The sequence below is a fragment of the Rhodococcus wratislaviensis genome, from assembly GCF_900455735.1.
GTDB classification, from domain to species: Bacteria; Actinomycetota; Actinomycetes; order Mycobacteriales; family Mycobacteriaceae; genus Rhodococcus_F; species Rhodococcus_F wratislaviensis.
The window spans coordinates 212,497-231,356 of record NZ_UAUI01000028.1; the positions used below are offsets into that span (position 1 = coordinate 212,497).

At 69.7% G+C, this 18,860-nt stretch carries 17 protein-coding genes; 9 read left to right on the forward strand and 8 right to left on the reverse strand.

The features are described from left to right. Window positions 1-398: 398 nt before the first annotated feature. The 5 genes from DTA22_RS34505 to DTA22_RS34525 form a co-directional block, all read right to left on the reverse strand. Entirely contained in the window at window positions 399-1,028 is a 630-nt protein-coding gene (locus DTA22_RS34505) for a sigma-70 family RNA polymerase sigma factor (RefSeq protein WP_007296053.1), read from the reverse strand. A gap of 472 nt (window positions 1,029-1,500) precedes the next feature. Further along, window positions 1,501-2,307, reverse strand: coding sequence for an ABC transporter permease (locus tag DTA22_RS34510; RefSeq protein WP_037237605.1), 807 nt, complete (start codon window positions 2,305-2,307; stop codon window positions 1,501-1,503). Then, window positions 2,304-3,227, reverse strand: a complete 924-nt coding sequence (locus DTA22_RS34515; protein WP_112302387.1) for an ATP-binding cassette domain-containing protein — start codon at window positions 3,225-3,227, stop codon at window positions 2,304-2,306. Before DTA22_RS34515 ends, DTA22_RS34510 begins: the two co-directional genes overlap by 4 nt. A 307-nt stretch (window positions 3,228-3,534) precedes the next feature. Next, complete coding sequence (locus tag DTA22_RS34520; RefSeq protein WP_245973271.1) at window positions 3,535-4,923, reverse strand: MFS transporter; 1,389 nt, start codon at window positions 4,921-4,923, stop codon at window positions 3,535-3,537. Between the two features lie 3 nt (window positions 4,924-4,926). Continuing rightward, window positions 4,927-6,261, reverse strand: coding sequence for an NAD(P)-binding domain-containing protein (locus DTA22_RS34525; RefSeq protein ID WP_112302388.1), 1,335 nt, complete (start codon window positions 6,259-6,261; stop codon window positions 4,927-4,929). Between the two features lie 103 nt (window positions 6,262-6,364). Between DTA22_RS34525 and DTA22_RS34530 the strand changes: the two genes are divergently transcribed. The 5 genes from DTA22_RS34530 (at window position 6,365) to DTA22_RS34550 (ending at window position 9,973) form a co-directional block, all read left to right on the forward strand. After that, window positions 6,365-7,240, forward strand: coding sequence for a helix-turn-helix domain-containing GNAT family N-acetyltransferase (locus DTA22_RS34530; protein ID WP_037237687.1), 876 nt, complete (start codon window positions 6,365-6,367; stop codon window positions 7,238-7,240). After that, window positions 7,237-7,770 (forward strand): DinB family protein, encoded by a 534-nt coding sequence (locus DTA22_RS34535; RefSeq protein ID WP_112302389.1) that lies wholly within the window; start codon window positions 7,237-7,239, stop codon window positions 7,768-7,770. Before DTA22_RS34530 ends, DTA22_RS34535 begins: the two co-directional genes overlap by 4 nt. 102 nt (window positions 7,771-7,872) lie before the next feature. Then, the gene (locus DTA22_RS34540) at window positions 7,873-8,715 is read left to right on the forward strand and encodes a class I SAM-dependent methyltransferase (protein WP_037237596.1); all 843 of its coding nucleotides are present in this window, start codon (window positions 7,873-7,875) and stop codon (window positions 8,713-8,715) included. Between the two features lie 282 nt (window positions 8,716-8,997). Then, window positions 8,998-9,429 (forward strand): Hin recombinase, encoded by a 432-nt coding sequence (locus DTA22_RS34545; protein ID WP_112302390.1) that lies wholly within the window; start codon window positions 8,998-9,000, stop codon window positions 9,427-9,429. A gap of 88 nt (window positions 9,430-9,517) precedes the next feature. Further along, a complete protein-coding gene (locus DTA22_RS34550) occupies window positions 9,518-9,973 on the forward strand; it encodes a hypothetical protein (RefSeq protein ID WP_112302391.1) in 456 nt (151 codons plus the stop codon). Window positions 9,974-9,989: 16 nt separating this feature from the next. Here DTA22_RS34550 and DTA22_RS34555 read toward each other — a convergent pair whose 3' ends face one another. The 3 genes from DTA22_RS34555 to ypfJ all read right to left on the reverse strand — a co-directional run bounded on the left by DTA22_RS34555 (window position 9,990) and on the right by ypfJ (window position 12,326). Further along, window positions 9,990-10,706, reverse strand: coding sequence for an SRPBCC family protein (locus tag DTA22_RS34555; RefSeq protein ID WP_037237592.1), 717 nt, complete (start codon window positions 10,704-10,706; stop codon window positions 9,990-9,992). 2 nt (window positions 10,707-10,708) lie between these two features. After that, window positions 10,709-11,335 (reverse strand): ArsR/SmtB family transcription factor, encoded by a 627-nt coding sequence (locus DTA22_RS34560; protein WP_037237591.1) that lies wholly within the window; start codon window positions 11,333-11,335, stop codon window positions 10,709-10,711. Between the two features lie 64 nt (window positions 11,336-11,399). Beyond that, window positions 11,400-12,326 carry a KPN_02809 family neutral zinc metallopeptidase gene (gene ypfJ / locus DTA22_RS34565; protein ID WP_037237588.1) on the reverse strand — a complete coding sequence of 309 codons (927 nt, stop codon included), beginning with the start codon at window positions 12,324-12,326 and terminating at the stop codon, window positions 11,400-11,402. A 144-nt stretch (window positions 12,327-12,470) separates the two neighbouring features. Between ypfJ and aspS the strand changes: the two genes are divergently transcribed. From aspS to DTA22_RS34585, 4 genes are all read left to right on the forward strand, one after another. Beyond that, on the forward strand, window positions 12,471-14,279 hold the full coding sequence (gene aspS / locus DTA22_RS34570) for an aspartate--tRNA ligase (RefSeq protein WP_112302392.1): 1,809 nt from the start codon (window positions 12,471-12,473) through the stop codon (window positions 14,277-14,279). Window positions 14,280-14,349: 70 nt separating this feature from the next. Next, complete coding sequence (locus DTA22_RS34575; protein ID WP_037237584.1) at window positions 14,350-15,321, forward strand: DUF389 domain-containing protein; 972 nt, start codon at window positions 14,350-14,352, stop codon at window positions 15,319-15,321. Then, window positions 15,318-17,897 carry a circularly permuted type 2 ATP-grasp protein gene (locus tag DTA22_RS34580; RefSeq protein WP_112302393.1) on the forward strand — a complete coding sequence of 860 codons (2,580 nt, stop codon included), beginning with the start codon at window positions 15,318-15,320 and terminating at the stop codon, window positions 17,895-17,897. The genes DTA22_RS34575 and DTA22_RS34580 overlap by 4 nt, the downstream gene beginning before the upstream one ends. Beyond that, window positions 17,894-18,844 (forward strand): transglutaminase family protein, encoded by a 951-nt coding sequence (locus DTA22_RS34585; protein WP_112302394.1) that lies wholly within the window; start codon window positions 17,894-17,896, stop codon window positions 18,842-18,844. The genes DTA22_RS34580 and DTA22_RS34585 overlap by 4 nt, the downstream gene beginning before the upstream one ends. Window positions 18,845-18,860: the final 16 nt, after the last annotated feature.

An 18,860-nucleotide genomic window follows, 5' to 3' on the forward strand; every position in this document is an offset into this window, starting at 1 on the left:
GCGCAACCCCGCCTCGGCTGCTGTTCTGATGCCGCCGATCCGAGGGGCTTGCGTCCCTTCTCGCCCTCCTCCGTCTGATCTGGTACCCAACCCGACGGATCAAGGAGTCACCATGACCGACCCCCACGAGTTCGAGAACCCGGCGACGGATCGGACGGACCGAACCCCACAGGCTGCGGCGCCCACGTGTTGCAGCACCGAGAGGCAAACCATCTGCTGCGACCAGAGTGAGAAGTCGACGTGCTGCGGTCCGGCGGCGACGGCGGGTGGTGGATGCGGCTGCCAGTAGCCCTCAGATGACAACGGTGCGGTGCGAGCGTTTGGCTCGCACCGCACCGTCGTCTGTGCGTGGTGCCGCGCGGTCTACCGGTGCGCCGCTCCCGAGCGGGTGTGACGGTCTACTGGTCCGCGGGTGAGGGGGCGCCGCAGGCGCAGGATCCGCTGCGGGGCTGGTAGTCGTGCACGTGACCGGTCCGGTCCTGGCTGATCTCACAGCAGGCGTGCAGTCGGGCCTGGAGGGTGGCACGGCCGCGTTGAACGCGGGATTTCATGCCGGACACCGAAATCCCCGCCTCCCCGGCCGCGGCGGCGTGGGTTCGGGCGTCGAGGTCGACCATCTTCACCGCCGCGGCCTGCTCGGCGGGCAGTCCGGAGAGCATCGGCACCAGGCAGGAGGCGAGTTCCTTCTCCGCCGTCTCGTCGTCGTCCGGTTCGCCCTCGCGCGGGTTGTCGGGGACAGTGTCGACGGCCAGCTCCCGCCGATGGGGCGCGGACCGGTAGTAGTCGGTGATCGCGTTGCGGGTGATGGCATACATCCACCCCAGGAGCCGGTCCTGCTCGCGCAGGTTGTCCAGGCTCTTCGCCATCCGCAGGAACACGATCGACAGAATGTCGTCGGCGTCCTCGGGCCGTGAGACCCGGCGGGCGATGAAGGCCCGCAAGTCGCTCGAGAAGCGGCGCCAGAGCTGGTCGAGATCAGCTGGTGCCGACTGCGGTGTCGTCGCGGTGGTGGCCGTGTCCTCGTTCATGATCTGTGGTTCCTCTCCGTCTTACAGGATCCCCGCCCCGAGGCGCGGTGGCGACCCCCTGGGTCAGGGTCGTTCCAGAGGTACGGACGACATTGACCGTCATCGGACGCACCTGCGTCCGAATCCGAAGTTCCTCGTCTGTATGGGTGTCGATGTCGATTCCGGGTTCTCCGGTTCGACGTACCAGTAGAAGCGCGGTGAGGAGGTGAGAGCGATGCTGACCACACATCTGTTGTCGGGCCTGACCGACGAAGAGGTCGATCTGATCGTGGCGGAGGAATTGCATCTGCTCGACGCCGCCGCATGAGCGCCGTCGACGCCCGCACCGGGCGCATCCGCTGACCACAGCACTCTCTCAGCCTCTACCCCCTCCACCGGGGTAGGGGCCAGAGGAGTGCCCGGATCCGGACGGACAGCAGACACGAAGAACCCGCCCCATCCTTGGGGGGAGGACAGGGCGGGGTGTCGTCGTTCAGCGGGTGCGTGCGGACCGAACCACGCGGGTGAAGGCGGGCACGGCGGTCACCACCGCCCACAACCCGATCGCCGCAACCAGGGCTGCGGCGGTGTCGCCGGCGGTGGCGGTGCCGAGGACGTGGCCGCGCAGGGCGTCGGTGGCGTGCGCGACCGGATTCACCGTCGCCATGGCCTGCATCCAGCCGGGCATGGTCTCGATCGGCGCGAACGCACTCGAGACGAACATCAGCGGCATCATCACCATCATCCCGGCGAACTGGACCACGTCCGGCCGGCGGAGCCGGTCCCCGATCAGCCCGAACAGGGCGCTCATCGCCCCGGCCAGCACCACCAGCACGATGACCGCGGCGACGGCATCACCGGCGGTGCCGTGGAACTCGAAACCCAAAGCCACGGCGGCGATCCCGAGCAACGCAGCCCGGGCGAGGGTGAAGACGGCCTCGTTGATGGTGCGAGCCACCCCCGTCAACGCCGCCCGCATCGGCAGGGCAGCGAAGCGGTCATGGAGGCCGTTGGTGTGATCGATCGCGGCGGACACTCCGGCGTTGGTGCCGGCCATCACGGTGGAGACGGCGAGCATCGCCGGAGTGAGGAAGACGATGTAACTGACCCCGGCCGGAAAGCCGGGTCCGGCCGCGACGCTGCGGAACACCTGACTGAACAGCACCAGCATCGCCATCGGCATGGTCAGCGAGAACATCAACAGCTGCGGAACACGTGCGCTGGTGCGCAGGTTCCGGACGGTGAGCGCGGCGAGCTGGTCCAAGGCCGAGGGCCGCCCGATCGCGTTGGTGGTGGTCATTTGTGGGCTCCTGTGTGGGCGAGGTGGGTGAAGACGTCGTCGAGGCTCGGGGAAGCTACGTCCAGGTCGGTGACCTCGATGCCGCGGTCGTGCAGGTCGGCGACCAGCGCGATCGCGGCGGGGGCGTCGTCGACGGTGACCGACGCCCGAACCCGGTTGTCGTCGACCCGGTCGGCGTCCGGGACGAACGGCAGCGCGGCGAGCTGATGGGCGGGGACCGTCGCGCTGACGACCTTGCCGCCGACGATCCGTTTCAGCTCGGCGGGGGTGCCGCGGGCAGCGACCCGGCCCCGGCTGAGGACCACGATGTGGTCGGCGAGCCGGTCCGCCTCCTCGAGGTACTGGGTGGTGAGCACGACCGTGGTGCCCGCGTCGGTGAGCTCGTCCACGACGTCCCACAGCCCGGCGCGGGCGAGGGGGTCCAGGCCCGTGGTCGGCTCGTCCAGGAACAGCAGCGACGGGGATCCGACGAGACTGGCGGCCAGATCGATCCGGCGGCGCGAGCCCCCGGAGAGTTCCCCTACCCGCCGAGCCGCGTACTCGTCCAGACCGAGCCGGTCGATCAGCGCGTCGGCCCGCGCGCGGGCGGTGCGCCGCAGCCCGGTCAGGCGGCCGATCAGCTCCAGATTCTCTCGGGCGGTGAGGAATTCGTCGAGACCGGCGTATTGGCCGGTCACCCCGATCCGGCGGCGGACCTCGGTGGCGTCGGCGACGACGTCCAGGTCCTCGATATGCACGCGGCCGATGGTGGGACGCACCAGGGTGGTCAGCGTGCGGATCAGGGTGGTCTTGCCGGCACCGTTGTGGCCGAGCACACCGAGCGTGGTCCCCGCGGCAGCCTCCAAGTCGACACCGTCGAGGGCCCAGTTCTTGCCGAAGGCGACGTGCAGATCCTCGACGAGGACGGCGGGGGCGGTCATCTCACACCCCCGCCGTGGCCGCCGGCCTCGAGGCCGGTTCCGGGGGGAGAGAACAGGTGGGTGGTCATCGGAGGGTTCCTCTCGAAAGAAGGTGTGCTCTCACCCGGTTCTGGATGAGAGTCCGCTTCCTCAGACGAAGCAACTTCGCGTTGGACGCGCCCACCGCCGAATCAGGCCTCGAGGATCGCCGGTTTCAGGCCGCGGCGCAGTGCGTGATGGGCGGCGGCCAGGCCGGACTGCCAGCCGCCGACGACGAGGACGTCGTAGTCGCTCAATTCAGTTGTCCCTTCCAGGGTTGTCGAGAGGGTCAGGTAGTGGTGGCGGCATCGTGGCGCCGATGCCGGGGGATGCTGGCGGCGCCGATGAGGGAGGCGACTACGGCGAGGGCGGCGAGGATCAGGTAGGCGTGGGCGTAGCTCCCGGTCCGCGCCGACAGTGCGGTTCCGGCCCAGGGGGCCAGTGCCATGACGATGACCACCGGGGCGGACATGAGCCCATTGAGGCGCCCGTAGTGGGTGGCGCCCCATCGGTCGGTGATCGCGGTGGCCTGGATCAGGGTGAAGATCCCGCGGATCAGCCCGGCCCCGATCGCCACCCCGATCAACGCGGCAGTGGTGGAGGCGATCCCCAGCAATGCGGTGCTGGCGGCGGTGGCGGCGAGGATCACCACGATCCGGGTGCGGGCGGTGGTGCGGGCGGCGATCGGGAGGTAGCCGAGGCGGCCGAGGACCTGACCGGCCCCGATCGCCACCCCGATCAACGCGGCAGTGGTGGAGGCGATCCCCAGCAATGCGGTGCTGGCGGCGGTGGCGGCGAGGATCACCACGATCCGGGTGCGGGCGGTGGTGCGGGCGGCGATCGGGAGGTAGCCGAGGCGGCCGAGGACCTGACCGGCCCCACCCAACCCCAACGTCAGGGCCGCGAGGGACGGGGAGAAGCCCTGCTCGATCAGCAGTGGCACCAGGTTGAACACCCCGGCGAACGCGGCGAACGCCCCGAGACTCAGTGCGATGACGAGGGCGAGGAACGCGCGGCTGCGAGAGGCATCCCGGTGATCGACCGGATGGTCCCCCACTGGGGTGGGTGGGTGCGGCCACCGCCCGCGCAGGCCGAGCAGGTGCCCGGGCACGGTGATGACGGCCAGGATGGCGGCGAGGACGAGATAGGTGGTCCGCCAGTCGTACCGGTCGACCAACGCCGCGGTGAGCGGGGCGAAGACGGTGCTGGCCAACCCGGCGGCGAGGGTGAGGATCATCAGCGCCTTGACGTAGCCGTCGCCGTACCAGCGGGTCAGCGCCGCGAACGCGGGCGGAGACAGCACCGCGCCCATCGCGATCCCGGCAGCGAGCCACCCGGCGTAGAAGGTCGGCAGGTTCGGGGCGGCCGCGACAACCAGCAGCGCGGGGACGGCGAGGACGGATCCGGCGGTCATCACCGCCCGCGGCCCGAACCGGTCGATGATCCGTCCGACCGGGATCCCGGTCAGCGCGGCGGCGAGCTGGGACAGGGAGAACGCCGCCACGATCACCGGCAGGGACCACCCGGTGTCGGCCGAAATGGACACCGACAGCACCGGAAACGCGTAGTAGAGGATGCCCCAGCTGGTGATCTCGGTCAGGCACAGCACTGCCAGGACCCGCCGCAGACCGACCCCGTCGAGAAGCGCGGTCTGCGGCAGGGTCCTGGTGTCCGTCATCGGTTATCCGTCCGCGCAGGCGGACAGGGTGATCAGCTGCGGAGTAGGTGCGGAGCAGCACCCGCCCTCGGCGGTCGCGGGCTCGGGGTCGTCGAACACCCCGGCGCCGCCGCAGACTCCGGTCTCCGGCAGGGTGAGCTCCACCCGGGCGGCGGCGTCGGGGTCGCCGGCCAGGGCGGCGGCGATGGAGCGGACCTGCTCGTACCCGGTCATCGCCAGGAATGTCGGGGCGCGGCCGTAGCTTTTCATCCCGACCAGGAACACATTCGGCTCCGGATGCGACAGTTCGGCGACCCCGTGTGGGTAGACGGTGCCGCAGGAATGCACGTTCGGATCGATCAGCGGCGCCAACTCCACCGGCGCCTGCAGCACCGGATCCAGGCCCAGGCGAATCTCCGAGAGCCAGGACAAATCGGGCCGGAACCCGGTAAGCGCCACCACCCGATCGACGTCCTCGATCCGGGCTCCGGTGTCGGACACCAACACCACCCGCTCACCGTGGGACTCGATGGCTGCGGTGCGGAATCCGGGGACCACCTGCAACAGCCCGTCGTCGACCGCCGCCTTGGCGCGCAATCCGAGGGCGCCGCGGGCGGGCAGCTGATCGTCCTCGCCGCCGCCGAAGGTGGAGCCGGCGTCGCCGCGGCGCAGCACCCAGCTGATCCGGGTACCCGGCGCCTGCTTCTCCAGATCGGCCAACGCGACGATGGCGGTCAGCGCCGAGTGCCCGCTGCCGGCGATCACGATGTGCTTGCCCGCGTACCGGGCCCGCACCTCGGGGTCGTCGATGTTCGGCACCCGGTACTCGATCCGGTCGGCCGCGGACTTCTCGCCGAGTGCGGGCAGGCCTTCGCCGCCGAGGGGGTTGGGGGTGGTCCAGGTGCCGGAGGCGTCGATGACGGCCTGCGCGAGGATGCGGTCCGCGGTGCCGTCGGCGCGGCGCAGGTGCACCGAGAGCGGTTCGGTGTCGCGGTCGGCGTCGACGACCCGGTCCCGGCCGCGGCGGGCCACGCCGACCACCTCGGTGCCCAGCTGCACGATGTCGCCGAGGGCGGCGGCCAGCGGCGAAAGGTAGTCGCGGGTCCAGTCCTGGCCGGTCGGGTACGCCTCGTCGTCCGGGGCCACCCAGCCGGTGGCGTCGAGCAGGCGGCGGGCGGCGGGGTCGATCAGCTCACCCCAACGGGAGAACAGCCGCACGTGGTTCCACTCGGAGATCGCCGCACCGGCCACCGGGCCGCGTTCGAAGACCAGCGGGGTCAGGCCGCGCTCACGCAATTGTGCCGCGGCTGCGAGGCCGATCGGGCCGGCGCCTACGACGACTACGGGCAAGGTGTTCATCTGGATAATCCTTTCATCGACGTTCATCGATCCTCTAACGTCGGAGAGTATCGATGAGCGTCGATTAATGCAACCATCGATGGATGTCGATATAGTGAAGGGCATGACTTCCCTGGACATGCCGGCCGTCCGCACCCCCGGCACCGCGCAGGTGGATGCGTTGGCGCCGGAGGACGCGGTCACCTACGCCGGCTGGTTCGCCTGCCTGGCCGATCCCACCCGGGTGCGGTTGCTGCATCAGGTCGCCTCCCGCCCGGCTGGGATCACCGTGGGTGAGCTGGCCGAGGCCCTGGGCATCGGTCAGCCCACCATTTCGCACCACGTGCGCAAGCTTGCCGACGTCGGGTTCGTCTCCGTCCACAAGGACCGCACCAGCACCGTCGTCACGGTCAACCCCTCCTGCTGCACCGGACTCCCGCACGCCGCCGACGCGGTCATGGGCGTGCTGACCCCGCGGCCGTGCTGCCCGGACGACCTCCCCGACGACGTGACCGTGCGCCCCATGACGGAACAGGACTGGGACGACGTCCGCCGCATCTACGGTGAGGGCATCGCCACTCGCACCGCCACCTTCACCACCGAGGTCCCTACCCGGGAAACCCTGGACGCCCAATGGCTGCCCGGGCATCGGTGGGTCGCCGAGATCGACGGCGTCGTGGTCGGCTGGGCCGCACTGGGTCCGACCTCCGGGCGGGACTGCTATCGAGGCGTAGCCGAGAACTCCGTCTACGTCGCCGTCGGGATGCGCGGGCGCGGCGTCGGCAAGGCCCTGCTGCGCACCCAGGTCATCGCCGCCGACGAAGCCGGGATATGGACCTTGCAGACCTCGATCTTTCCGGAGAACCGGGCCAGCATCGCCCTGCATCACTCCGCCGGATTCCGCACCATCGGCGTCCGCGAACGCATCGCGCGACTCGACGGCATCTGGCGCGACACCGTCTTCCTCGAACGCCGCTCAGCCGCCGCGGACCAGCCATGACCGAACCTCCACGACCGGTGGATCGAGCAGCGATCGCCGCGGATCTCGAGCGCGCCAGGGTCCTCCTGCACGAGCTCGTCGACGGCGCGAGCGGCGACAAGCTCGATCGACGCTCGTCCGGTACCCGATGGACGAACGCGCAACTGCTGTTCCACATGGTGTTCGGCTACATGGTGGTTCGCCGCCTACTGGTGCTGGTCCGGGCGTTCTCCCGGCTACCTGACCGGGCCGGCCGAGGATTCGCCCGCGTCCTGGACGCCACGACACCGGCGTTCCACCAGATCAACTACCTCGGCTCGTGCGCGGCGGCCACCGTCTTCGACCACCGCCGGATGGGCCGGAAGTGCGACCGCGTCATCGCCACGCTGCAACGCTCCCTGGCCGACGAATCAGAAGCAAACCTGCGGCGCAGCATGGCCTTTCCGGTGCGGTGGGACCCGTTCTTCACCGAGACCATGACCCTCGAGCAGGTCTACCGGTACCCGGGCAAGCACTTCGACTTCCACCGCGCCCAGCTCACACTCGGCTGAACGCATTCCGCCGAAATCAGCTCGCGTGCGTCCTTCCGAACCGGCCGTCGTCTATTGATGTGCCGACATCCCGGCACCCGGCATCGAGGACGAGGACACGACATGACCACCATTCCCACCGATAGAGACACCGACCGCGCGCTCAAGGCCAAACACCGAGCGTTGTGGGCCTCCGGCGACTACCCGACCGTCGCCGCCGAGCTGATCCCGGCCCTCGGCGAGGTACTCGTGGAGGCAGCCGACATCCGCGCCGGCCAGCGGGTGCTCGACGTGGCCGCCGGCAGCGGCAACGCCGCGATCCCGGCTGCCGCGCGCGGCGCCACCGTCGTCGCGTCGGACCTGACGCCGGAACTGTTCGTCGCCGGGCGAGCGATCGCCGCCCAGCGCGGCGTCGAACTGGACTGGGTCGAAGCCGACGCGGAGGCGTTGGCGTTCGACGACGACAGCTTCGACGCCGTCATCTCGGTCGTCGGGGCAATGTTCGCGCCGCACCATCGGCAGACCGCCGACGAGATGCTGCGAGTCTGCCGGCCCGGCGGCACCATCGCGATGATCAACTGGACACCGCAGGGCCTGATCGGCAACCTGTTCAAGACCATGGGACCCTACGCACCGCCCCCGCCGCGCGGTGCGACCCCGCCGCCGTTGTGGGGCGACGAGCAACACGTCCGCGACCTGTTCGGCGACAGGGTGACTGCGCTCGACGCGCACCGCCAGTCGCTCGTGATCGACCGCTTCGCAGACCCGACGGAGTTCCGGGAGTTCTGGAAACGCAACTATGGCCCGACGATCGCCGTGTACCGCCACAATGCCGCGGACCCGGATCGGATCGCGAACCTCGAGCGGGATTTCCTGCAGTTTCTCACCGCATGGAATCGGGCCGATGCGCCTGGCCGGACACTCTACGAGGCCGAGTACCTGCTCGTCACTGCACGCAAGAGGTAGCCCGCATCGGCCCTCGGTCACCGGCAGCGCATCCCAGGATCGCGCTCGTCGACACCCCCCCACCGGGCACACCTCGCCGAGGGCCTTGAACATGCGGGCCAGATCTCCGGCCCAGTCCTCGGGCGGCCGGCAGCACGATACACGCGCACACGCGTCGGCGAGTTTGATGTCGAGAAGCGATCCCTATCGGACGCCGCTCTGAACTGCACATTCTGCTGAGTAAAAGGCACTCGCTCAACGCCTGTACGACGCAGGTGAACACACCTCGCGCAGATCGCCGACATGCTGAAAGTGCCGCGCACCACGGTCTATGGGCTTCTGCACAAGCGCGTGGACATCGCGCCGGTCACGCAGGAGATCCTGGTCGCCGATCCACGTGCACCTGTACCCACTTCTCGCACGTGCCCGACCTGCGGACACGAGCCCACTACTCGCGCCGAGGCAGCACACCAACGCGCTGACCTCGCGGTGATCTGGCTCCACCCCGATCCCGATCACCGCGGAACGCTGATCGGTCGACAGCAATGCCGCCACTGCGAACCCGGGCAACCAGCGTTCGACCTCGGCTGCAGTGTCTGCGGCGACGGGCCCATCCACGCCGACTACTTCGCCGAACTCGCCGAGGACGGCGATCTGGCCAAGCCGGTTCAACGATGGCTCACCACAGCCGGATGGACAATCACCCCAGATCTTCTATGCCCAGACCATGCATGAGACGCCGTGGGGTCACGACGCCGCGGACAGAACGGATATCCATTCACGGGGAGAGGGGTTCACCCGACGCACACGACCGAGGAGCGCCATGCCTGTGGGAAATCTGGTTGTCCGTTCGGCGGTGGCGGGTTCGCTCGCCGCCGCCGCACTGTTCGGTGCACCGGCGGCCGCCGGGGCGGAGACGGCGACGCTGACCCCCACCTACACGATCGGGCACGGGCTGAACCCCGGCGACATCAGCGTGTGCGGAGGGCGGATCGACGCCCGGGCGTCGTCCGATTACCCGGCGCCGTACGGGCCGAACTACGTGCTGTTGACGACGTACTTCGCGGGCCCCTCCCGGGTCTGCCTGGTCGACGGAACCCTGCATTGGCGCAACCTCGACACCGGCGCCTCCGGAACGAAGCAGTGGGTGTTGAGCGGATGGGACGGTCCGGGCGCGCCGACAGCCGTGTACTTCGATCCGGGGGCCGGAAGGGTCAGCGTCGAGATCACCACGAGCACCCCGAACATTCCGGGCGGGGGCGAGTTCACGGCGTCCTGAACGGGGTGCGACGGGTTCAGGCGAAGACGTTGTCCAGCCAGGACTTCCACGCGTCCTGCGACTTCTCCTGGTCGACGCCGGCAGCGAACAGGTGGTGCGCCGCGTCGACCGTACCGCCGAACGCGTTGCGGCCGTAGAACCGGTACAGCGCATCGTCGGTCCGGATGCCGATGAAGTGCGGCGTCAGGTAGTCGACGACGCCGTCGACCGTGCCGAAACCTGGGACGTCGACGGACACTGTGTCGTCGGTCGCGGAGGTGTCGGTCAGGCCGAGCGCGCCGCGGAGGGCGGCCATTGCGCCGGGACCGGTGGAGGCCTCCGGACCGCCGGTTGTGATGTAGGTGGCCGCGCGGCCGGCGAAGTACTGGACGTACTGGCCGAGGCTGTGGAGGTAGAACGTGGTGTGCTTGTCGGCGCCGTCGTACTGCGCGTCCCAATCGTCCGTGAAGATGCCGCTGTGGACGTAGCGCAGCGCCGCGGTGCCGCCGTCGCGGGCCTCGATGAGGTATTCGAGGGCGTTGAACCAGCCGTCGGGGCCTTCCTGGCGCACGGCGAACTTCTGCGGCGGCTCCCACGCGACGACGGTCGGGTCGTCGGGTCCCTCGCTGCCGACGCCGGGATCGAGTTCGGAGGGAAACATCCACCCGCCGGTGCCGCTGGTGACGGCGGCGAACACGTCTTCCGGGGTGGCGTTCAGGACGACCTCGCGGCGAATCTCGAAGTTCTCGGACATGGCTAGCTCTCCTCGTGACGGTTGTCGGGTGACTTCGCTTGCTCGGACGGTGTTTTCAGGCTGGGGTGCAGTGCGACGACGAGGCGGTGCCTGCGCCCGTTCGGGGCGTTCTCGTCGTGGTATCGGGCCACCAGATGCTTCACCGACTCGCCGAGTTCGTCGGCGAAGGCGGACCGGTCGGCCGCGGACGCGAACCGGACCTCGCTGTCGATCGCGTAGGTGGCCAGTGGCTGACGCGCCGCGGTAGCGCCGGCGATCAACTCGCCGACCTCACGCACCAGTCGCGCCGCCAGTGCGACCAGCCAGCGGGCCGACAGTTGGTCCGGTGACCGGTCGGGATCGGGTGCGAGGGCGGCGAACGCGGCGGGGGAGATGACGTAGGACGCCGCGGTGGCCTGGAACACCCGCTCGGTGACGTTGCCCTTCTTGCGTTCCTCGACGAGTTCGACGAGGCCGTGCTCCTCGAGTGCGCGTAGGTGGTAGTTGGCCTTCTGCCGCGTCAGTCCGACCGCCGCGGCGATGGAACTCGCCGAACCGGGTTCGGCGAGCGCCGCGAGCAACCGCGCCCGGACCGGGTCCAGGGAGATCTCCGCGGCGGCCGCTTGGTCGATCACTGCTACGTCCAACATGCGTCAACTGTCACACCGACAGCAATTTCTGTCAAGACAATATTTATTGTCGGTGGTCGAGTGGTCAGCGCAGCGCGGGCGGGTTGTTCAGATCGCGGGCGGAATAGGTGTCGCAGGCCTGGACCTGGCCCGTCCGGTAACCGGTCGCGAACCACTTCTGGCGCTGCTCCGAGGAGCCGTGCGTCCAGCCCTCCGGATTCACCCGGGCGCCCGCGGATTGCTGGATCCGGTCGTCACCGACCGACGAGGCGGCGGAGAGAGCGTCGTCGATGTCGGTGTCGGTGAGCGTGTTCAGGAACGGCGGTCCGCCGTCGGGTCCGGGGAGAGTGTCGGCGTAGTGGGCCCACACGCCCGCGTAGCAGTCGGCCTGCAACTCGGTTCGCACCGCAGCCGAGTCGGCGCCCCGCGGGTCGGCCTGTGCCCGCCCGATGTCGCCGAGCTGGTTCTGGATGTGGTGGCCGAACTCGTGCGCCACGACGTACTCCTGCGCCAGCGGTCCGCCGCTGGACCCGAAGCGGTCGACGAGGAGCTGGAAGAAGCTGGTGTCGAAATACGCCGTCGAGTCCGCCGGGCAGTAGAACGGTCCGACTTCACTGGTGGCGTTGCCGCAGCCGGTATTGACGGAACCGGAGAACAGCACGACCTCTGGCGGCACGTACGCGGTGCCGGTCTGTTTCCCGAGTTCCTGCTGCCACACGGAGTCGAGACTGCCTGCGGTGAACACCACCCGGCAGTTCACGTCGCGGTTGGCGTCCGCGCCGGTCTCGCATCCGGCGAGGCCCGCGCCGGAATTCTGGCCGGCGGAATCGGTGGTGCCGCTGAGGCCGCCGAGCAGCGAGCCGGGATCGCCACCGAGGAGCAGTGCGAGAACCAGCACGATCAGACCGCCGGCGCCGCCGCCCATCGCGAACTTGCCGCCGAGGCCACCGCCGCCCCCGCCACCGACCGACACCCGGCCGGAGTCCATTCGGGCGCCCTCGTTGAAGGTCATGTCGTCGTCGCTTTCTCGTCAGTTTTCCGGTGCGTGCCGATCGAGCCTCGCACGCGAAGCGGGTATGCGTTTCCGCTCACGCACGGTGTCTCCGTAGGATCTCAGCCAACGAAGTAGCTTGCCCCATGTTTCGAAAGGAATCCCGTGCTGCGCACACATCTCGCCGGTTCATTGCGAGCCGAGCAGGCCCAGCAGACCGTAACCCTCACCGGTTGGGTTGCCAGGCGTCGTGATCACGGCGGGGTGATCTTCATCGATCTACGTGACGCGTCGGGTGTGTCCCAGGTGGTGTTCCGGGAAGGCGCCGCCGCCGAGCAGGCACACCGTCTGCGCGCGGAGTACTGCGTCAAGGTGACCGGTGTGGTCGAGGTGCGTCCCGAGGGCAACCAGAACTTCGAGATCCCCACCGGAGCCATCGAGGTCAACGTCACCGAGCTCGAGGTCCTCAACGAGAGCGCGCCGCTGCCGTTCCAGCTGGACGACCAGGCCGGTGAGGAAGCGCGCCTGAAGTACCGCTACCTCGACCTGCGCCGTGAGGGTCCCGGCCACGCCATCCGCCTGCGGTCCAAGGTCAACGCCGCGGCACGCGCCGTGCTCGCGCACCACGAGTTCGTCGAGGTCGAGACGCCCACGTTGACGCGGTCGACGCCGGAGGGCGCCCGCGACTTCCTGGTTCCCGCGCGACTGCAGCCGGGCAGCTTCTACGCGTTGCCGCAGAGCCCGCAGCTGTTCAAGCAGCTGCTCATGGTCGGTGGCATCGAACGCTACTACCAGATCGCGCGCTGCTACCGCGACGAGGACTTCCGGGCGGACCGCCAGCCCGAGTTCACGCAGCTCGACATCGAGATGAGCTTCGTCAACCAGGACGACGTCATCCTCCTCGCCGAGGAGGTGCTGTCGTCGCTGTGGAAGCTGGTCGGGCACGAGATCAAGACACCGATCGCGCGGATGACGTACGCCGAGGCGATGCGTCGCTACGGTTCCGACAAGCCGGACCTGCGTTTCGGTGTCGAACTGGTCGAGTGCGCCGAGTTCTTCAAGGACACCACGTTCCGCGTATTCCAGCAGGAATACGTCGGTGCGGTGGTGATGCCCGGCGGTGCGAGCCAGCCGCGTAAGCAGCTCGACGCCTGGCAGGAATGGGCCAAGCAGCGCGGGGCGAAGGGCCTGGCGTACGTGCTCGTCGGCGAGGACGGCACGCTCGGGGGACCGGTGGCCAAGAACCTCACCGACGCCGAACGCGAGGGCCTCGCCGCGCACGTCGGTGCGAAGCCGGGCGACTGCATCTTCTTCGCCGCCGGCGCCACCAAGTCGTCCCGGGCGCTGCTCGGTGCCGCGCGCGGCGAGATCGCCCGCAAGCAGAACCTCATCGACCCGGACGCCTGGGCGTTCGTGTGGGTCGTCGACGCACCGCTGTTCGAGCCGACGGCGGACGCCACCGCGAGCGGCGACGTCGCGCTCGGCTACAGCGCCTGGACGGCCGTGCACCACGCGTTCACCTCGCCCAAGCCGGAGTCGATCGACACGTTCGACACCGACCCGGGGTCCGCGCTCGCGTACGCCTACGACATCGTCTGCAACGGCAACGAGATCGGTGGCGGCAGTATCCGTATCCACCGCAAGGACATTCAGGAGCGAGTGTTCAAGGTGATGGGCATCTCCCACGAGGAAGCCGAGGAGAAGTTCGGCTTCCTGCTCGACGCGTTCGCGTTCGGCGCCCCGCCGCACGGCGGCATCGCGTTCGGCTGGGACCGCATCACCGCCCTGCTGGCCGGTGTCGATTCGATCCGTGAGGTCATCGCATTCCCGAAGTCGGGTGGCGGCGTCGATCCGCTGACGAGTGCCCCGGCTCCGATCACCGCGCAGCAGCGCAAGGAGTCCGGGGTGGACGCCAAGCCGGAGCCGAAGGGCGACGCCGCGGCGGCCGAGCCCGCCGCACCCGCAGACAAGTAGGCGGGTCCACCGGCGCGATCTGCCGGTGGGACCCGAATGACCGGACGACGCGGAACAGCCGGGGGACACGATGTTGCACCTGCGAGTGATCTGTCCGGCCGAGCGCACCGAGGACGTCCTCGGTGTGCTCGCCGCCGAACCCGGCGCCACCCACGTGGTGGTCCTGCGCGACGCTGCGATCGACCCCGCCGGTGACGCGATCCAGACCGACGTGGCCCGCGAGTCCGCGAACGACGTGATCGATGCGCTCGAGGCCCTGGGAATCGATCGCACCGGCGCGATCACGGTGGAGCCCGTCGAGACGGTGCTGTCGAAGTCCGCACACGACGCGGAGAGGGCGGCCCCCGGTGATCCGGCGGACAGCGTCGTGTGGGAGGAACTGGTCAGCCGGACGCGCGAGGAGTCGACGCTCAACGGCACCTTCCTCGCATTCCTCACCATCGCCTGCCTGCTGGCCGCGGTGGGTGTGGTGACCGACTCGCCGATCACCGTCGTCGGGGCCATGGTGGTGGGGCCGGAGTTCGGTCCGCTCGCCGCGCTCGCCGTCGCCCTGATGCGGCGCAAGCTCAGCCTGGCCCGCCGGTCGCTGATCGCCCTGCTCTTCGGGTTCCCGTTCGCGATGGCGGCGACGCTGGTAGCGACGCTGCTGATGGAGCGGGTCGGCTGGATGGAGTTCGAGAGCATCGAGTCCCTCGACCAGGTCGATTTCATCTACCGGGTCGGACCACTCTCACTGATCGTCGCGCTCCTCGCCGGTGCGGCAGGCATGCTCGCGCTCGTGTCCGCGAAGTCGGCGGCACTCGTCGGTGTCTTCATCTCGGTCACCACCGTTCCCGCAGCGGGTTTCGCCGTCGTCGCGGTCACCGTGGGCGAATGGCGCGTCGCGGCGCTCGCGGCGCTGCAACTCGGTGTCAACATGGTGGGCATCGTGGTCGCCGGCGTTCTGGTTCTGGCGCTGCGATTGCGCAGCGGCGGCGATCCGCGCCGGCTTCTCGAACAGGCGCGGAAAGAGCGCTCCCTGGCCCAGAGGCGGAGACTATGACTGTCTCGCCGCACGACGGCACGGGCTACGACGAACTCTTCGGCGACGGCGGCGACATCCGGGAACCGTGGGCGGAGTTGGCCCAGGACTTCACGGGAGCCGGGCCGGACTTAGTCCGCCGCCTGCAGTCCCGCATCCGGCTTCTCGTCGACAACCACGGAATCACCTACAACCCCCTCGACGGATCGGACGCCCCGACCGCACCGCCGCGGTGGGAGATCGACGCGGTCCCGCTGATCGTCGCGGCCGAGGAGTGGGAGCAGCTCGCCGCGGGCTTCGTGCAGCGCTCCCGCCTCCTCGACGCGGTGCTCGCCGATCTGTACGGACCGATGGCGCTCGTCCGGAGCGGCGCCGTTCCGGCCCGCACGGTGTTCGGGCACCCGGGGTACGTCCGTGCGGCGCACGGCATCACGGTGCCGGGCCGCCATCAACTGTTCCTGCACGGACTCGACGTCGGTCGCGGAGCGGACGGCACGTTCCACGCGCTGCGCGACCACACGCAGTCCCCGGCGGGCGCCGGGTACGCGATGGCGGACCGCCGCGTCATCGCCCGGGCGATGCCCGGCATCTACGAGACCGTGGGCCCGCGCCCGCTGTCCTCGTTCGCCCAGTCGATGCGGCTCGCGGCGATCGACGCCGCCCCCGCGGGCACCGAGGACCCCCTGGTCGTCGTCCTCAGCCCCCGAACCCGGTCCGAGGCGGCATTCGATCAGGCGTATCTCGCGACAGTCCTCGGCTTCCCACTCGTGGAGAGCGCCGACCTGGTGGTCCGCGACGGCCACGTGTGGATGCGCTCCCTCGGCAACCTGGAACGCGTCGACGTGATCGTCCGGCGGGTGGACGCCGACCTCGCCGACCCCCTCGACCTGCGCCCCGACTCCCGGTCCGGTGTGGTCGGGCTCGTCGAGGTGCTGCGACGGGGAGCGGTGACCGTCGTCAACCCCCTCGGCACCGGAATCCTCGAGAACCCGGCCCTCACCCGGCTGCTCCCGGAACTGTGCCGTCGCCTCCTCGACGAGGACCTACTGCTGCCGTCGGTTCCGAGTTTCTGGGGAGGCGACCGGTCGGAGCTGTCCCACATCCTGGCGAACGCCCCGTCGATGGTGCTGCGCGCCGTGGACGGGGGTCCGCCGATCGTGCCCGCCGAGCTCGGTGACGCCGACCGGGACGCCCTGCTGGACCGGGTGCGGGCCGAACCCGAGCGGTGGGTCGGGCAGATCGTTCCGGACCCCTCGTATGCGCCCGCGGCCGACGGATCCGGGGAGGTCGTCCTCGCACCGGTCGGGGTGCGGCTGTTCGGTGTCGCGCAGCAGGTGGGATTCACCCCGATGGCCGGTGGACTCGGCACGTCCCTCGTTCCCGGGGCCGAGCGGGGGGACCGGCGCCACGCCGGCGCGAAGGACGTCTGGATCCGGCTGGCCCAGCGCACCGCGTCCACCGATCCGGGGGACACCGTCGACCGGGACGGGGACGCCCTGCCCACGTATGCGGCGACGACGTCCGACCTGATGACGTCGCCCCGCGCACTGACCGAACTGTTCTGGATGGGCCGGTTCGCCGAGCGCGCCGAAGGCGCGGCACGACTGATGATCGCCGTCGGCGAGAAGTACCGCGACTACCGCCTGCGACCGTGGCTCGCGGGCGGCGGAAGCCTCCCGATCCTGCTCGACACGGTCCTGCAGGTCGCCGACGCCGGGAACCGCCCGGAGGGGCCCGATCGCAGCGCCGAGTCCGGTTCGGATCCGGTCGCCGACCGGCTGCGGGTGCGCTCGGAGTTCCGTTCGCTGACCGTGGACCCCGACCGGGACGGGTCGCTCGCGCACGCGGTCCGCGGCGTCGAGCAGGCCGCGCGGGCCGTGCGCGGGCAACTGTCGAACGACATCTGGGCCGTCCTCAGCTCCGTCGAACGCGCGCTCGGACAGGTCGCCGCCGACACGGTCGACGACGGGTCCGTGCTGTTCGAGGCGCAGTCCGCGGTCCTCGGCGGGATGCTCGCCCTGTCGGGAGTCGCCGCGGAGTCGCTGGTCCGCGACACCGGCTGGCACGTCATGGACATCGGGAAGCGGATCGAGCGGGCATCCACCCTGATTGCGCTGGTCGAGTCCACGCTGCGACGGAAGACGGATCCGGCGACCGAGCGGGCGGTGATCGAATCGCTTCTCGTCGCCACCGAGAGTTCGGTCGTCTACCGCCGCCGCAATCGCAGCATCCGCCCGGCGGCCGTGGCCGAATTGCTGCTGTTCGACGTGAAGAACCCGCGGTCGCTGGCGTTCCAGCTCGAGGCGCTCCGTGCGAATCTCGCCGCACTGCCGGACGCCTCGGGTGCGTCGCGCGCGGAGCGGCTCGTCGAGGACATGGTCAATACCGTGCGCCGCGTCGACCCCGTTCGACTCGAATCGGTCGACCGGAACGGGTCCCGGAAGGAGCTGGGTGAGCTGACGGTCACGATGCACGCGCTGCTGAGCGAACTGTCCGACGTGATGCTGAAAGGTCAGCTGTCCCTGCCGGGCGGCACCCAGCCGCTCTGGGGCAGCGGGACCACGTGGAGCGCCTCGCAGGGCGGGGTCCCCGCATGACCGACGTGTCGCCCCGCACGGACGAGGCCGCGGAACGGCCGGTGCTGCGCCGATACAAGATCACCCACCGCACCACGTACACGTACTCGGGGCCGGTCTCCTCGTCGTACGGCCGGGGTTACCTCCTGCCACGCGACACCGACGAACAGCGGTGTGTGAGTTCCGTCGTCGACATCTCGCCGATGCCCGCGGACCGTTCCACCGGGTCCGACGTGTACGGCAACCGGGACCTCTACTTCCAGGTGAGCGCGCCGCACGAGGAACTGGTCGTCGCGGCCGAATCCGAGATCGAGGTCTACGGGCCCGACAAGACCAGGCTCGCCGCCGCACCGGCGAACGCGCCGTGGGAGTTGTCCCGCCCCGTGGGCACGGAGGGGGCGATGGCGCAGGAGTTCGTGCTGGACCTCGCACCCCCCGAGATCAGCGACGCGGTCCGCGAGTACGCGGCGCCGAGTTTCCCGCCGGAACGGCCCCTCGTCGACGCGGTGGTCGATCTCACCACCCGCATCCACCGCGACTTCCAGTACAAGTCGGGGTCGACGTCGATCTCCACCCGTGTCGCGGAGGTACTGGAGAAGCGGTCGGGCGTGTGCCAGGACTTCGCCCGGCTCGCCATCGCCTGCCTGCGGTCGCGCGGACTCGCGGCCCGGTACGTGTCCGGCTATCTGGCGACGCAGCCGCCGCCCGGCAAGGAACGGATGATCGGCGTCGACGCGACGCACGCCTGGGCGGCCGTGTGGATGCCGGGGGACCGGTGGCTCGCCTTCGACCCCACCAACGACCAGCTCGCCGACGAGCGGTACACCGTGGTCGCGTGGGGCCGGGACTACGCTGACGTGCCGCCGCTGCGGGGTGTCATATACACAGAGGCACGAAACAGCACCATTGCGGTGTCGGTTGACGTGGCGCCGATCGAAGTGCTCGCGCCGGATCAGCCGAAATGCTGAAATTCATCGGGGCTTC

What these genes read in the sequence shown, in the direction of transcription:
- DTA22_RS34505 (WP_007296053.1), bottom strand. Translation starts at nt 1,028, where the DNA reads ATGAACGAGGACACGGCCACCACCGCGACGACACCGCAGTCGGCACCA.
- DTA22_RS34510 (WP_037237605.1), bottom strand. Translation starts at nt 2,307, where the DNA reads ATGACCACCACCAACGCGATCGGGCGGCCCTCGGCCTTGGACCAGCTC.
- DTA22_RS34515 (WP_112302387.1), bottom strand. Translation starts at nt 3,227, where the DNA reads ATGACCGCCCCCGCCGTCCTCGTCGAGGATCTGCACGTCGCCTTCGGC.
- DTA22_RS34520 (WP_245973271.1), bottom strand. Translation starts at nt 4,923, where the DNA reads ATGACGGACACCAGGACCCTGCCGCAGACCGCGCTTCTCGACGGGGTC.
- DTA22_RS34525 (WP_112302388.1), bottom strand. Translation starts at nt 6,261, where the DNA reads ATGAACACCTTGCCCGTAGTCGTCGTAGGCGCCGGCCCGATCGGCCTC.
- DTA22_RS34530 (WP_037237687.1), top strand. Translation starts at nt 6,365, where the DNA reads ATGACTTCCCTGGACATGCCGGCCGTCCGCACCCCCGGCACCGCGCAG.
- DTA22_RS34535 (WP_112302389.1), top strand. Translation starts at nt 7,237, where the DNA reads ATGACCGAACCTCCACGACCGGTGGATCGAGCAGCGATCGCCGCGGAT.
- DTA22_RS34540 (WP_037237596.1), top strand. Translation starts at nt 7,873, where the DNA reads ATGACCACCATTCCCACCGATAGAGACACCGACCGCGCGCTCAAGGCC.
- DTA22_RS34545 (WP_112302390.1), top strand. Translation starts at nt 8,998, where the DNA reads ATGCTGAAAGTGCCGCGCACCACGGTCTATGGGCTTCTGCACAAGCGC.
- DTA22_RS34550 (WP_112302391.1), top strand. Translation starts at nt 9,518, where the DNA reads ATGCCTGTGGGAAATCTGGTTGTCCGTTCGGCGGTGGCGGGTTCGCTC.
- DTA22_RS34555 (WP_037237592.1), bottom strand. Translation starts at nt 10,706, where the DNA reads ATGTCCGAGAACTTCGAGATTCGCCGCGAGGTCGTCCTGAACGCCACC.
- DTA22_RS34560 (WP_037237591.1), bottom strand. Translation starts at nt 11,335, where the DNA reads ATGTTGGACGTAGCAGTGATCGACCAAGCGGCCGCCGCGGAGATCTCC.
- ypfJ (WP_037237588.1), bottom strand. Translation starts at nt 12,326, where the DNA reads ATGACCTTCAACGAGGGCGCCCGAATGGACTCCGGCCGGGTGTCGGTC.
- DTA22_RS34575 (WP_037237584.1), top strand. Translation starts at nt 14,350, where the DNA reads ATGTTGCACCTGCGAGTGATCTGTCCGGCCGAGCGCACCGAGGACGTC.
- DTA22_RS34580 (WP_112302393.1), top strand. Translation starts at nt 15,318, where the DNA reads ATGACTGTCTCGCCGCACGACGGCACGGGCTACGACGAACTCTTCGGC.
- DTA22_RS34585 (WP_112302394.1), top strand. Translation starts at nt 17,894, where the DNA reads ATGACCGACGTGTCGCCCCGCACGGACGAGGCCGCGGAACGGCCGGTG.